Source organism: Pseudomonas azerbaijanoccidentalis (genome assembly GCF_019145495.1).
GTDB classification, from domain to species: domain Bacteria; phylum Pseudomonadota; class Gammaproteobacteria; order Pseudomonadales; family Pseudomonadaceae; genus Aquipseudomonas; species Aquipseudomonas azerbaijanoccidentalis.
The window spans coordinates 464,395-479,702 of record NZ_JAHSTU010000001.1 but is presented as its reverse complement, the minus strand read 5'-3'; the positions used below and the strand labels follow the sequence as shown (position 1 = coordinate 479,702).

The window sequence follows — 15,308 nt, the reverse complement described above, 5'->3', positions numbered from 1 at the left end:
ATGTCTCGACTATTTGCCAATTCCCGCGGCTTGCTGTTGCCACTGTTGTTGATCGCCGCCTGGGAATATCTGTCACGCCAGGGCGCCGCCGGGGCTTACGCATTTGTGCCGTTGTCGGCGATTGGCTCGGCGTTGATTGAATTGCTGGCCAACGGCGAGCTGCTGGTGAATCTGTTGGCCAGTCTGGCCCGCACCAGCACCGGCCTGGCGCTGGGCATCTTCTTCGGCGTGTTGCTGGGCGTGTTGATGGCGCTATCAGCCGTGGCCAATCGGTTGATAGGGCCACTGTTCCATTCAATCCGCCAGGTGCCGATGCTCGGCTGGATTCCGCTGATCGCCATGTGGTTCGGCAACGGTGAGTTCTCCAAGGTGCTGATCGTGAGCCTGGCGGCGTTTTATCCGATGGTCCTCAACACGTATCAAGGCTTCAGCCATGTCGAGCAGCGTTACCGTGAAGTCGGCCAGGTGCTGGTCCTGAGCCGTTGGCAACGGTTCCGGCATGTGCTGCTGCCGGCGGCCCTGCCAAGCATTGCCACCGGTGTATTGCACGCACTCGCATTTGCCTGGGTCACGGCCGTGGGCAGCGAGTTGTTTCTGTCTTCCGGCGCCGGCCTGGGCAACCTGATGATGAACGCCGAAGCCGGCTCCCGCATGGAGGTCATCGTCCTCAGCGTGCTGTGCATCGGCCTCTGTGGCTACCTGATGACCCTGCTATTCACCCTTCTTAGCCGCCATTTGCTGCGCTGGCGCAACACTCGTTGAAAGGCCATTCCATGAACGCAATCGCCCAACATGCCCCGCTCCACAGCACGCCATTGCAGTCGGGTGCGCTGCACATTCGCGGCCTGAGCAAGGCTTACCGGATCGAGGGCCATCCTCTGCCGGTATTACACAACATCAACCTCGACGTTCGCCCCGGCGAGTTCGTCAGCATCGTCGGTGCCAGCGGTTGCGGCAAATCAACGTTGCTGCGGCTGATCGTCGGACTGGAAGCCGATTATGAAGGCGACATTTTGCTGGACGGCAAACGTGTCGTCGCCACCAGCCTGGAGCGCGGGATCGTGTTTCAGGACCATCGCTTGTTTCCGTGGATGACCCTGAGCCAGAACATCGCCCTGGCCTTGAAAAACCATCCGTTGTCCGCAGCCGAGAAGAATCGCCTGGTGGCCGAGCACATTGCCCTGGTCAACCTTGAAGGCTTCGAAAACGCCTACCCGCACCAACTGTCCGGCGGCATGGCGCAACGTGCCGCGATTGCCCGTGCGCTGATCAACAAACCCAAAGTGCTGTTGCTCGACGAACCCCTCGGCGCCCTCGACGCGCTGACCCGGGTACGCCTGCAGCACGAGTTGCAACGCATCTGGGTGCAGCAACGCTGCACGGTGATCATGGTCACCCACGACATTGAAGAAGCGTTGTACCTGGGAGACCGAGTGATTGTCATGGACGCTCACCCGGGACGGATCAAACACGAAATCAACGTCGACTTGCCTCATCCACGGGACCGTTCTTCAAGCGTATTGCAAGGCTACAAGGAGCAATTGCTAGAGGAACTGGTGGGGCATTGAGCGCCAACGTTATCCGTCGAAACGTGACAAAACTGAAGAATTACAGGAGTACGTAAATGGGCAATGTCCAGAGCCCCGCCATTCTACCGCGGGCATTCCAGAGCCCAGGGCCCGGCGAATTGCTCAACCTTGGGCGGCTCTTCCGGGAACCCTTGGCGTTGTCGCGTCTGCACAGCACGCCCACGCGTGTGTTGAGTCGGCGCGAAGTCGTCCTGCTGGGGATTTTCGCGCTGGTGCTGCATGGCGCGGTGATTGTCTGGGTCAATCAGACACCGACGCCACCACTGCCGGTGGTGCCACCGGAGATTCCGCCGATGACCATCGAGTTCTCGCAGCCGGCACCGCCGGTGGTGGTCCCGCCACCACCCGAGCCGATTCTACAGCCGGTGGTCGAACCACCACCGCCAGTGGAGGATGAACTGGCCGTGAAACCACCACCGCCCAAACCGATTCCCAAGCCCAAGCCGGTGGTCAAGCCCGCGCCGAAACCGGTGGCCAAACCGGTGGAGCAGCCACCCGCACCGCCTGCACCGCCACAACCGGTTGCCGCGCCTGCGCCTGCGGCCCCTCCTGCCCCGCAACCGATTACCCCGGCATCGGCTAACGCCGGCTACCTGCATAACCCGGCGCCGGAATACCCGTCAGTGGCGATGCGTCGTGGCTGGCAAGGCACGGTGTTGCTGAGGGTGCATGTGTTGGCCAACGGCAAACCCGGTGAAATCCAGATCCAGAAAAGCAGCGGCCGCGATCAACTCGATGACGCCGCACTGGCAGCGGTCAAACGCTGGAGTTTCGTCCCGGCCAAACAAGGCGACGTCGCCCTGGACGGCTGGGTCAGCGTGCCCATCGACTTCAAGATCAAATAGCAACCAGCATTCCAAACACCTGGCAACAGCGGGCCACCCCACAAAAGGAGCACCGCCACTTAGCACCCTCTATCAGAGAATACAGACCATGAACCTTATCGCATCGCCCTTTGAATCCATCGAACATGCCGTTATCTGGCTGTTGATCCTCTTCTCCGTTGCAACCTGGGGCCTGGCGTTGCTCAAAGGCTTGCAGTTCGTCCGGCTGAAGGCGCAGGACCGCAAATTCCACCGGCAATTCTGGGCCGCTTCCAGCCTTGAATCAGCCGCCGAGTTCGCCAACAACCAGCCGGGGGCGGCGGCTCGCGTCGCACTGGCCGGTTATGCGGCGATTCAGGTCGGTGACAACCCGGCCAACGACCTCAGCCAGTCGATCAATCATCAGGACCGTCTCGAGCGCGCCCTGCGCCAGCAGATTGTGCGTGAGCGACGTTCCCTGGAAACAGGCCTGGCGATCCTCGCCAGCATTGGCAGTACGTCGCCGTTTATCGGCCTGTTCGGTACGGTCTGGGGGATCATGTCGGCGTTGAAAGGCATCAGTGCGGCGGGCTCGGCGAGCCTGGAAACCGTGGCCGGGCCGATCGGCGCAGCCCTGGTCGCTACGGGCGTCGGTATTGCCGTCGCGGTGCCGGCAGTGCTGGTTTACAACTACTTCCTGCGTCGCCTGAAACTGACCGCCGCCGATCTGGATGACTTTGCCCACGACTTCTACAGCCTGGCGCAGAAACACGCATTCCGTGTCCAGTTGCAGGCGGTACCCGTTAAAACCGGCACCACCGGCGCCGGGCACAAAGTCAAGGAGGCCTCCTGACATGGCCTTCTCTACTCAAGACAGCGATGAAGTGCTCAGCGAGATCAACGTCACGCCGCTGGTGGACGTCATGTTGGTGCTGCTGGTGGTGTTCATCGTTACCGCGCCGCTGCTGACCAACTCGATTCCGATCAACTTGCCGAAGACCGAAGCGGTGGCGCCGGTGGAACAGAAGGATCCGCTGGTGGTGAGCATCGACGACAAGGGCAAGGTGTTCATCAACAAGGACGAGATCCAGCCGGATTTGCTGGAGACCAACCTTAAAGCGGCCAAGACCAAAGACGCCGAAGTGCGTGTGCAATTGCAGGCTGACAACGGTGTGAATTATGGCGAAGTGGCCCGCGCCATGGCGTCCATTGAGCGCGCCGGGATTAGCAAGCTTTCGGTGATTACAGCCAAGTAGTTAATCAATCGCTGCAGACGTCACGTACTTCAGGCTCTTCGAGCCGGATTTATTGGCCAAGGCGGACTTTGTCCGCCTTGGCTGTTAGTAAGCCCCTCATTTTACTGGACAGCCCCCGTATCGGTTTGTCGAGGCCATCATCCACCCACGCAAAAGTGGCTTTTTGCCTTTGTCCTGTGCCATCACCCAACCTCGGCCTTTCTCCCGCAAGTTCTTCCAGGTTCTGGAAATCCCTAAGAAAACTCCTACGCTAAGTCTGTCCAGTAGTGGGCTTGTGTATCAACGGAATGGTTCACCGCGTAGTCAGAGGGCCTCACTATGCAAGAGTCACGGTTTGCGGCTTTCGGTTCCCATTTGCGCCCTCAGCGCCAGGCGCTTGCGCTGGAACCGAGGATTCTGTTCGACGGAGCGGCTGCTTCCGCAGCCGCCGATCAGCACCAAAGTGACCCGGCCGCTTCAGCGCCTGCTGATGCAGCAGTCCCCCACGCTACCCCGACGGAGGGCCACGCGGCCACCGAGCAGGCGCCATCGGCTGCCCGGACGTTATTGGTGCTCGACAGCCGTATCGAAAACCGCGACCAGCTCCTGGCGCAACTCCCCGGCAACGTGACGGCCATTGTGGTCAATGTCGGTGAAGACGGCCTGGCGGCCATTTCGGCAGCGTTGGCGCAACTGGGCAAGGTAGACTCGATTCAGGTCATGTCGCACGGCGCTGCCGGGCAGTTCACCCTGGGCAATCGCACGATTACTTCGGACAACGTAGACCAACTCGGCCAGACCCTCGAACAGTGGCGCAACAACCTGACCCAAGGCGCGGACATCCAGCTCTACGGCTGCGATATCGGTGCCGGCGTGGCCGGTAAAACCCTGGTCACCGAACTGGCTCGCTGGACCGGCGCCGATGTCGCGGCCTCCAGCAATGACACCGGCAGCACCACGGCCGGCGGTGACTGGGCGCTGGAGACCCGGGTCGGCGATATCGACAAGGCCATCGCCATCAGCAGCGCGGCCATGGCCAGTTTCGACGGCCTGCTGGCTGATGCTGCACCTACAGTGACCCTGCCCACGGCAGGCAGCGATGTGTTGCTCGGCGATCGCTTCAATTTCACAGTAAATTTCAGCAACACCTCGGGGCAGACGGGTTTTGCGCCCTTTATCAACCTGGCGATACCCGCCACCGGCAAGGATGGCGATGACGGCGTGGGTTTCATCTCCGCCAGTTATCTTGGGCAGAATCTGATCAGCCACACGGTGACATTCGATGCCGCCGGCAACGCCACTCATCCCTTGGCCAAGGACGCCAATGGCAATTTCCTGATCATCAACGCGTCGGCCTACGGCATGCGTGCCGGCGACAAACTGGTGGTGATCGAATTGCCGTTCGCCAGCGTCACCAATCAGCAGCCGGTCATCGGGGTTCAAATCACCGCCAGCCTGAGCAACCTGGCAGACACCAATTTTTCCGACGGCAGCCCGGACTTGACCCTTCGGGCCAGCGGCGGCTTCCAGTTTGGCAACGATGCCCTGGATAACCCGACCAACGATCCCAGCCTGATTCAGGCCGGGACCGCCGCCTTCGTGGTGCATCCGACAGTCATTACCTTCAATGAGACGCTGAGCACGCCGGAAGGTGAAACCGCGACCGGGCCGAATTACGGCCGCACATTGACGGTGACGGTCACCCCGGCACCCGGCCAGACGCTCTCCAACGTCATCGTCACCCAGCCGCTGCCGGACAACATACAAGTCACCGCCATCACGCCCGGTGCCGGTGGCCGGCTGACCTCGATCACCCTGCACGACGGCACGGTGGTGACCAACGCCGCCCAAATCGCCGTGCTGATTGCCGCCAACGACGTTTACATCAACTCGTTTACGGTGGAATACGCCAACCTGGCGGCCGCGACCGATACCGTCGTGGCTTTCTATGTGCCGGAAGTGGACGCCAATGGCCAGCCGATCATCAATCCGGTCACCGGTGACGCCGTCACCATCACCCTCGGCGCGCCAACGGCCTCCGGCCAATGGGTTCCGCTGGACCCACGCGACCTCACTGCACCGAACACCACCATCGATTTCAGCGGTACCGGCCTCACCACGGAGTTCGTCGCCAAGTCGATCACGCTGCTCAAGACCGCGACGCTGCAAACGGACATCGGTCATAGCGGCATCACGCCGGGCGATACCCTGCAATACACCCTCAACCTGGCGATTTCCGACTACTTCGCTTTCGGCAAGGACTTCTTCAACGAAGGCCAGTTGATCATTCGCGATCAGCTCAGCGATGGCCAGGCACTCACCGGCACCCCGACCCTGACCGTGACGATCAACGGTGTGACCCAGACCATTACGCTGGTGACCACCGTGGTGAACAACGCCGATGGCACCACGTCGATGGCTTTCGACATTGCCCAGTCGTTGCGCAATGCGTTTTCAAACATTCGTGGCTGGCTCAACGGTGACCTGGCGTTCGATGACACGCTGCAAGGCGCTGTACTGGCGGTGCTCAGTTATTCGGCCATCGTTGGCCAAACCTATAAACCGCCATCGGGCGACCCACATTCGGACATCAACGAAGGTGACGAACTGGGCAACACCGCCACGGTGGACGGCACGTTGCTGCAAGACATCTTCAACCTCACCGGCCAAAGCGAAACCGATAATTCGGCCACCACCAGTGCGATACCCACCAGCAACGTCGACATTCAATTGGTGGAGGTCAACAACGGCACACCACCGGCCAATGGCGAACTGCGGCCCGGCGATGAAGTGACCTTCGAACTCAGTTATGACTTGGTCACTGGCGATTACGAGCAATTCAAACTGACCGCCTACTTGCCGTTGCCGTTGTTCAACGTGACCGGCGTGACGTGGGGCTCGGGCAGTGACGTCGGTCAGTGGCAGCTTGGCTCCGGCAACACCAATGCCGGCGGGGTCGTCAGTGTCACCAGTGCCGATGGCAACGCGGTGGTGTTCGATTTCGGCAGCTTTGCCACAAACACCACGACCGGCAGTCGCATCGTCGTCCGTTTTACCGTGAGAGTCGGCGACCAGCCGTTTGCCGACCAGCGTTCCCTGGATGTGTTGGCGCAATCGACCCAACAAACCACCCTCACCGACCGCACGCTGATTTCTTCCGACGTGGTGGCCATTGTCTCGGTGGCCGAACCTGTGCTGAACATCAAGCACGGCGTGGTCTCGGGATCCAACGGCACGGTCAGCAATACCACCGGCAGCTGGAATCCGCCGGGCAGCAGCGGCGTGCCGTTCAATGGCAGCGTCACCGACCTGTCGGCGGTGGACGGCAACATCATCAACATCGATGGGGGTGACAGCCTGCGGATGGTCACCGCCATTGAGAACACCGGCGGTGGCGGTGCATTCGATGTCAGCACCAGCATCACCCTGCCCTCTGGCCTGAGCTTCGTCGGCGGCAGTCTGGCGGCAGCCAACCTGCAAATTTATCGCGGGGACGGCACGTTGCTGGTGCTGGGCACCGATTACAGCGTGACCGGCAACCAGGTCACCTTCCTCGACGCTGGAGGCCAGGCCACCCTCCTCGCCGGCCGCAGCGGCACGACAGCGGACACCAGTGGCGCCAATGTGGTGGTCATCAGTTACGACGTGGTGGTCAGCAGCTCGATTGAAGCCAGCCGTACGCTGCAATCCACAGCCACCCTGAGCAATTACGCGAGCGTCGACAGCGGCACCGACTTCACACCCGTCGACCTCACCGACCTGGCCAACCAGCAGGTGGCCGCGCCGGTCATCACTAAAGTCTTCGCCGACGGCACGCTGGACAACGGCGACTCCAGCGTCACCCACACCACTGGCAGCGATCTGGTGATTGGCGAAAGCATGCGCTATGACATCGTGGTCACCTTGCCGGAGGGCACCACGCAGACGTTGAGCATCAATGATCTGATCCCGCCCGGCATGCGCCTGGACACCAGTTTCAACAGCGGCCTGGGTTACCAGATCATCACCACTCGTGCCGGCAGCGGCGCATTGGGTGCAGATTTCGCCGGCAGCGTGCTGATCAGCGGTTTTGCCGGTGTCGGTGGCGCGCTCGGCGCCGATGGTGTCGATGCGCGCTGGACGTTCAGTGTGTCCAGCGTTTCCGCCGATAACCAGGCCGGCAACAACACCTTCGTGATTCGCCTGCAACTGGTGGCCAATAACGTCATCAGCAACCAGGCGAATGTATTGCTGCAAAACAATGCGCAATTGACCTTCAGCGACCCGGATTCCGATACCCCTAACGGCAACGTTGCTGTGGACCGCAACATCGGCGCCAGTGGCGGCCTGCCGACCGTGACCGTTCGCGAGCCGACCTTGCAGGTCACTCAGGTACTGACCTCCACAGCCGGCACCGGCGGCTACGACCAGGGCGACACCGTCAGCTTCACCATTACCATCAGCAATGGTAATGGCGGCAGTGACTTCAATGCCTTCGACATCAGTTTCCTCGACAACCTGCCGACCCAACTCAGTGGCGTAACGCTGGTCGGCGTGTTGTATCAGAACGGCGCCACCAACAATGGCGGTGTCGACTTCGAGCTGGTCGGCGGCCAGTTGCGTACCGCCAGTGGGGCCAACATCGACATCGCCAAGGGCGGCAGCATTGTCCTGAGCATCACCGGGGTGGTAAATGCCACCGCGGCCTCCCAGTCCAACTTCGCCAACGTAGCCGCGGTGGAGTGGACCAGCCTCGACGGCACACAAAGCGGCGAGCGCACGGGCGTCGACGGCACGCTCAATGGCGGCAGCCTCAACGATTACCGCAACCTTTCCACCTTGGTGGTGCCGGTAGCCCAGGCCATAGAAATCTCCCGGGTCGGCGGCCTGCCGGACAGCCCCGCTCCGGCGCCGACCACAGCGGTGGTGGAACAGGTGACCGTCGGTGAAGTGATCCGCTATCGGGTCGTTGTTCTGGTGCCGGAGGGCAACAACCCCAACTACCAGATCCAGATCACCCTGGCGAACGGCCTGCAGTTCATTTCTCCAGACGCGCTGGTGAATGCGCTGCGCATCGCGTTCATTTCCAATGGCGGGCTGACCAGCGACGCCAACTTGATCGTCGGTGGCACCCTGGACATCGACGGCAATGAAAACAGCTCCGAGGCCCTGCCTATCACGCCCGACCTGTCGGGGCTTGCACCTAATGGCGTGTTCGACCCAAGCCGCCTGACCGTCATCACCAACCCCGATGGCAGCCAGGTGGTGACCTTCAACCTTGGTAACGTGGTCAACGGCAACGGCAATGACGACGACCTGGAAGGCATCTCCATCGAGTTCAACGTTCGGGTCACCAACGTCGCCAGCAACATTGCCGGTGCACAACTGGGTGTCACGGCGCTGGAGATTGTCGGTGGCGCTGGGCGAGCCGTCAGCGATACCGTGTTCGAGCGTATCGTCGAGCCGAGCTTCAGCGGTCTGGACAAACAGATCGTCGCCTTCAACCCCAATCCTGCCGGCACCGCAGGCCAAGCGACAGTACAACTCAGCTTCACCCAGAACGGCGGCCTGCCTGCGTTCGACGCGCAGGTCAGCGACAGCTTTGCCGGTGGCAGCAATTACACATTGGTCAGCGTGACCCTCAATGGCACCACGTACGGCCCGGGCAATCTGCCTGCCGGTATCAGCTTCAGCACCACCGGTGGCTTGAGCGTCAATTTCGATCAATTGGACGTGGGTGCGCAGATTCAAGTCCGCTATCAGGTCACCCTGCCCAATGACAGCATTGTCGCCAGCAGCAACGCGACGCTGACCTGGAGCAGCCTGCCCGAAGACTTCACCAGTTGGGGCGGCAACAGCGTCGGCACCGACGGCGCGGTCGATGGCGAGCGCACCGGCAGCACGGTCGGTCCGAACCAGTACATCCTGCGCGACAACGCCGGGCTCGGCGTCATCACCGGCACCTTGTGGAACGACACCTCGACACCGACCACCAGCGCCACGCCCGACGGTGCAGGCCTGGCCGGCCAGACCGTGACCCTCACCTGGGCCGGTGCCGACGGTTTGCTCGACACCACGGCTGACAACCTGCAATTCACCACGGTGACCGATGCCAACGGCCAGTACCGTTTTGGCGTGTTGCCGCTGGGTGTGTTCCGCATCGACGTACCGGCCGGCCTGATCAGCTACCCGCAGCCGCTGGGGGATTTGCGCGTGCGGGTCGATACCGATGCTGGCACGTTGGGCCAGATCACCATCACCCTGGGCGATGCCGATACGCAAGCGGCCAATGCCGGTTATGTCGAGCAGAACGACGCACCAGTCAATACCCTCCCCGGCACCCAGCAAGGCCAGGAGGACATTGTGCTGAACATCGGCGGCATCAGCGTTGCCGATGTGGATGTCGACCGAGATCCGAACGTCAACGACCGCACCCTCAGCGTCATCTTGCGCGTCAACAGTGGCACGCTGTTTCTCGGCGCCGCGGTGCCAGGTGTTACGGTCAGCGGCGCCAATACGGCGAACCTGACCCTGACCGGCAACTTCGCCGACATCAACACGGCATTGGCCAGCCTGCGCTATCTGGGCAACGCCAACTTCAACGGCACCGACACACTGACCGTCATCAGCAATGACCTGGGCAATTATGGCGACGCCGATGGCGATGGCCTTCCGGGTACGGCGACCGACGCACTGATCGACACTGACACCCTGCAAATCATCCTGGCGGCGGTCAACGACACGCCGGTTGGCGTCAACGACACGGCCATCGCCGTCGAGGCCGGTGGCACCAACAACGCCTCGATCGGCATCGACCCGCGCGGCAATGTGCTGGCCAACGATACCGACGTCGACATCGCCACCAATGCCGACCGGTTGAATCTGGTGTCGGTCGGCCCTGCCTCAGGCATCCAGACAGCGATTACCGGCGCGGTGGTGATTAACGGCCAGTATGGGCAGTTGCTGATCGGCAGCAACGGGGCCTATGAATACGTGGTCGACAACAACAACGCGACCGTGCAGGCGTTGCGCCTGTCGGGCCAGACGTTGACCGACCGTTTCGACTACACCCTCAGCGACCTGGGCGGCGCCCATTCCGGGGCGACCTTGACCGTGACCATTCAGGGCGCCAACGATACGCCGCAAGGCGTGGATGATAACGGCGTTGCAGTTGAGGCCGGTGGCATCGCGGACGGCACGCCGGGCAGCGACGCCACCGGTAACGTATTGGCCAACGACACGGACGTGGACAGCCTCGCCAACGGCGAAAGCAAAACCGTCACCGGTATACGCCCGGTGGCCGAAGCCGGTACCGCACCGTTCACTCCGGTGGCCGGCGCCACCAACGTGACCGGGCTCTACGGCACGCTGACCATCAACCCCGATGGCACTTACACCTACGTCATTGATAACAGCAGCACCACGGTGCAGCGCTTGAGTGCCGGGGAACAATTGATTGAGTTCTTCAGCTATCGGGTCACCGACGCCGGTGGCCTGGATGATGTCGCGCAACTGCGCATCGTGGTTCAGGGGGCCAACGACAACCCGGTGGCCAGCGATGATGCAGCTTCGGCCCAAGCCGCTTCAACCAATGGCACGGCTTCGGAAAGCAACCCGACCGGCAACGTCGTGCAGTTCCCGAGCCGCCCCGGGCCGATCACTCAGCCTGGCGGTAATGGCGTTGATCAGGACGTGGACGCCGCCGATCAACCCAGCAGTCAACTCCTGGTCAATGGTGTGATCAACAAAAGCGAAGCCGCCTACAACCCTGCTGTCGATGTCTTGAGTGGTGTCAGCACGGGTACGACTTCAGCCAACGGTACGGTGGTGGTCGGCCTGTACGGCACGCTGCGGATCGGCGCCGACGGTTCGTTCTTCTACGACGTCGACAGCACCAACGCTGCCGTTCAGGCACTGGCGCCGGGTCAGACCCTGAGCGAGTTCTTTACTTACCGAATCACCGACACCAAGGGCCTGACCGACACTGCGCAACTGGTCATCACCGTCCACGGCGTCAACGATCCACCCGTGGCGCAAAACGTGATCGCCGTCGCCACCGAAGCGGGCGGCATCGATAACCACACACCGGGTAATAATCCTTCAGGCGATGTGACGGCCAATGACACCGATCCTGATGGCGACCCGTTGACCGTCACGCTGATCAAGGTCGGTGCTACCGGAGATCCCGGCACCCCTATCGCGGTCAACCTCGGCGGTACTGTGCTGGCCGGGCTCTATGGGACGCTGACGATTTTCCCTGACGGCAGCTATGTGTACGAAGTGGACAACAGCAATCCCGACGTACAGGCGCTGCGTCGCAGCGTCGATCTGTTGTCGGAGCGATTCACCTACACCGTCAGTGATGGCGTTGGCGCGACCCCGGAAACCGACACCGCAGAAATCATCGTGCTGATCAGAGGCCAGAACGACAACCCGATCGCCAACGATGACAGCGGTACCGCCATCGAGGCTGGTGGTTTGAATAACAATCAGCCAGGCCAGGACCCCGTCGGTAACGTGCTGGACAACGACACAGACGTCGATGGCGGCGAGGTGCCAAGCGACTTACCTGATTTTAATTATGGCGAAACCCGCGCCGTATCGTCGGTGCGTACCGGCACTGAAGCCGGCACCGGTACAGCGGGAATCCTGGGCAGTGAATTGCGTGGCACCTACGGTTGGCTGACCCTCAATGCCGATGGCAGCTACAGCTACCGGCTCGACAACACCATGGCCGAAGTTCAAGCCCTGCGTGCCGGCAACAGCCTGATCGACAGCTTCAGCTATGAGGTGATCGATGCCGCCGCGACCACTGATCGCGCCACGTTGAACATCAGCATCCAGGGCCGTAATGACACCCCTGTCGCGCAAAATGACATTAACACTGCCGTCGAGGCCGGTGGCCTGGCCAATGCCACGCCGGGCATCAACCCAAGCGGTAACGTGCTGGCCAACGACAGCGACGTCGATGGCAATGGTGAAGTCATCAGTGTGAGCGGGCTCAGCCAAGGGAGTGCGGTAGGCGTTATCGGCAGCGGTTTCGCCGGTGCTTACGGCACGTTGACCCTGGGCGCGGACGGCAACTACACCTACGTGGTCGATAACGCCAATGCGCAAGTCCAGGCTTTGCGCACCAACGTCGACACGCTGACTGAAACGTTCACTTATCAGATCCGCGACCTAGCCGGTGCGGTCAGCACCGCCACCCTGACCATTACCATTCGCGGCACCAACGACAACCCGCTGGCGGTCGATGACAGCACGGTGGCCGTGGAAGCCGGCGGCACCGCCAATGGCACGGCAGGCGTCAATCCGGCTGGGAATGTGCTGACCAACGACAACGACGTCGATGCCGGCGACATCAAAATCGTCACCGACATTCGCAGTGGGACTGAAGCGGCCGGTGGCACCTTCACCGCCGTCGGCGTCACGCAAACTTTCAACGGCCTCTACGGCACACTGACCATCAACGCCAACGGCACCTACAGCTACGTGCTGAACAATAACCTCGCAGCGGTGCAAGCCCTGAAAGTTGGCGATTCACTAGTGGAAACCTTTACCTACCGGATGCGCGACACAGCGGGTGCGAGCGACGCCGCGCAGTTGAGCATCCGTATCGACGGCGCCTGGGATGCCCCCGTGGCCAGCAACGATACCGCCGTTGCGGTTGCCGACGACGGCTCCGGTAACGGCGTCAATCCGATTCGCAATGTGCTGCCCAACGACACCGATGTCGACCAGGGCGACACCCTGCAAGTCACCGGTATTCGCTTTGGCAGGGAAGATGCGGGCGTGGCGCTGTCTACCGTGAACGCAAACACCGACAACACCAATGGCACCGTGATCAATGGCTTGTATGGGCAGTTGATCATCGGTGCCGATGGCAATTTCACCTACAACGTCGACTCCAGCAATCCGACGGTAGTGGCCTTGGGGCCGTTGCAGTTGCTCAACGAGCGCTTCACTTATCAGGTCACCGACCGTGGCGGGCAAACCGATCTGGCAGAGATTCACATTATTGTCCGCGGGCGCAACACAGCGCCGATCCCCAGCCCTGATGAAGCCACCGCCGTCGAAGCCGGGGGTGTCAACAACACACAGCCGGGCATCGATCCCGGTGGCAACGTGCTCGACAACGACACCGACAATGAAGGTGACGCGCTGCACATCATCGGCATCCGCACTGGCACCCTCGCCGACACCGGCACGGTCGGTGCCGTGGGGACTGCATTGCGTGGGCTTTATGGCGATCTGTTGATCAATGCCGACGGCAGCTACACCTACACCGTCGATAACAGCCTCGCAGTGGTTCAAGCCCTGCGCCAGAGCGGACAGACCCTCAACGAAGTGTTCAGCTACACCGTGGTCGACTTTTGGGGCGCCACCAGCCTCGCCGAGTTACGTATCACCGTCGATGGCCGCAATGACACACCAAATGCTCAAGACGATGGCTCCACGGCACTCGAAGCCGGCGGCGTGGCCAACAGCACGCCGGGCACCGATGCCACGGGCAACGTGCTGGCCAACGATACCGACGTCGACAGCGTGGCCAACGGCGAAAGCAAACAGGTGTTGAGCGTCACCAGCGAAACCGGCCAGTCCAGTGCGGTCGGCCAGGTGCTGATCGGGCGTTACGGGCAATTGGTGCTCAACGCCGATGGCAGCTACACCTACCGGATCGACAACAGCAACCCAACGGTCCAGGCCTTGCGCACCGCTGGCGACACCCTCAGCGAAACGTTCACCTACCGCATGGCCGATACGGCGGGGGCGACGTCGGATGCGCGGTTGACCGTGGTCATCCAGGGCGCCAACGACGCGCCCGTGGCGCAGAACGACAGCGTCACCGCCAGCGACCAGACGCCTGCGCCGCAAGCCACCGGGAATGTATTGCCCAACGACGGTGATGTGGACGCCAACGACAACCTGCAAGTGGTGGCCGTGCGCACCGGGGCCGAAGGCGGAAGTGGCACGGCAGGCGTGATCGGTCAGCCGATCATCGGCCTCTACGGCACCCTGGTGCTCAACGCCGACGGCGCCTTCACCTACACCATCGACCAGAACAACCCGCTGGTGTTGGCCGCCGCCGGTTTGGGGCAAGTCCTTCAGGATGTCTTTACTTACACGATCAACGACATCAACGGCGCCAGTGATCAGGCCGAGCTGCTGATCAATCTGGACGTCGCCACGCCGTTCATTCCTGCGCCGGGCGGCAATAACTTCGAGCGTGACCCGAATAGCCAGGCGCGGAACCTGCTGATCCCCGATCCACAACCGGCGATCTTCATCACGCCCGTGGTCGAGCGCGCGGCGCAGATCAACGAGCTTTCGACCTGGGGTGTCGACGGCAGCAATCTGCGGCTGGCCGCCGTCGGTGAACTCAACAGCGATTCGCTGGGCAATGGTTTGGGTCTGGTTCCCGGACAATTCGTCGCCCAAGCCGTGCGCGAAAGCCGACTGGAAAGCGATCTCGACCTGCTGTGGATCCTCGGTCGCCAGGGTCGCACCAGCCTGACGGCCGACGGCTTGTTGAGCGACCCGTCCTTGTTCGCCACTGGCGCGGCCGACCTGACCCATGGCCCCGCACAAACTGAAGCACATCATGAGCAACGCCCCGCGCCGAGGGGGTTCAGTGCGCAATTGCGCAATGCCGCCCAACGCTTGCACACGGGTAACCGGGGGAACTGAAGTGGTCGAACCGA

At 61.8% G+C, this 15,308-nt stretch carries 6 protein-coding genes; all 6 read left to right on the top strand.

Going from position 1 to position 15,308, the window contains the following annotated elements; all coding sequences use genetic code 11:
* The 6 genes from KVG88_RS02140 to KVG88_RS02115 all read left to right on the top strand — a co-directional run bounded on the left by KVG88_RS02140 (position 1) and on the right by KVG88_RS02115 (position 15,294).
* Entirely contained in the window at positions 1–762 is a 762-nt protein-coding gene (locus KVG88_RS02140; protein WP_217870158.1) for an ABC transporter permease, read from the top strand.
* Positions 763–773: 11 nt separating this feature from the next.
* Positions 774–1,568 carry an ABC transporter ATP-binding protein gene (locus KVG88_RS02135; protein WP_217870157.1) on the top strand — a complete coding sequence of 265 codons (795 nt, stop codon included), beginning with the start codon at positions 774–776 and terminating at the stop codon, positions 1,566–1,568.
* A gap of 56 nt (positions 1,569–1,624) precedes the next feature.
* On the top strand, positions 1,625–2,434 hold the full coding sequence (locus KVG88_RS02130; RefSeq protein WP_217870156.1) for an energy transducer TonB: 810 nt from the start codon (positions 1,625–1,627) through the stop codon (positions 2,432–2,434).
* An 88-nt stretch (positions 2,435–2,522) separates the two neighbouring features.
* Positions 2,523–3,245, top strand: a complete 723-nt coding sequence (locus tag KVG88_RS02125; RefSeq protein ID WP_150700402.1) for a MotA/TolQ/ExbB proton channel family protein — start codon at positions 2,523–2,525, stop codon at positions 3,243–3,245.
* A gap of 1 nt (position 3,246) precedes the next feature.
* On the top strand, positions 3,247–3,648 hold the full coding sequence (locus KVG88_RS02120; protein ID WP_150700401.1) for an ExbD/TolR family protein: 402 nt from the start codon (positions 3,247–3,249) through the stop codon (positions 3,646–3,648).
* A 318-nt stretch (positions 3,649–3,966) separates the two neighbouring features.
* Positions 3,967–15,294 carry a cadherin-like domain-containing protein gene (locus KVG88_RS02115; RefSeq protein WP_217870155.1) on the top strand — a complete coding sequence of 3,776 codons (11,328 nt, stop codon included), beginning with the start codon at positions 3,967–3,969 and terminating at the stop codon, positions 15,292–15,294.
* The last annotated feature ends 14 nt before the right edge of the window (positions 15,295–15,308 follow it).

Excerpts from the sequence above, each read along its gene's own strand:
- KVG88_RS02120 (WP_150700401.1), top strand. The coding sequence starts at position 3,247 with ATGGCCTTCTCTACTCAAGACAGCGATGAAGTGCTCAGCGAGATCAAC.
- KVG88_RS02130 (WP_217870156.1), top strand. The coding sequence starts at position 1,625 with ATGGGCAATGTCCAGAGCCCCGCCATTCTACCGCGGGCATTCCAGAGC.
- KVG88_RS02115 (WP_217870155.1), top strand. The coding sequence starts at position 3,967 with ATGCAAGAGTCACGGTTTGCGGCTTTCGGTTCCCATTTGCGCCCTCAG.
- KVG88_RS02125 (WP_150700402.1), top strand. The coding sequence starts at position 2,523 with ATGAACCTTATCGCATCGCCCTTTGAATCCATCGAACATGCCGTTATC.
- KVG88_RS02140 (WP_217870158.1), top strand. The coding sequence starts at position 1 with ATGTCTCGACTATTTGCCAATTCCCGCGGCTTGCTGTTGCCACTGTTG.
- KVG88_RS02135 (WP_217870157.1), top strand. The coding sequence starts at position 774 with ATGAACGCAATCGCCCAACATGCCCCGCTCCACAGCACGCCATTGCAG.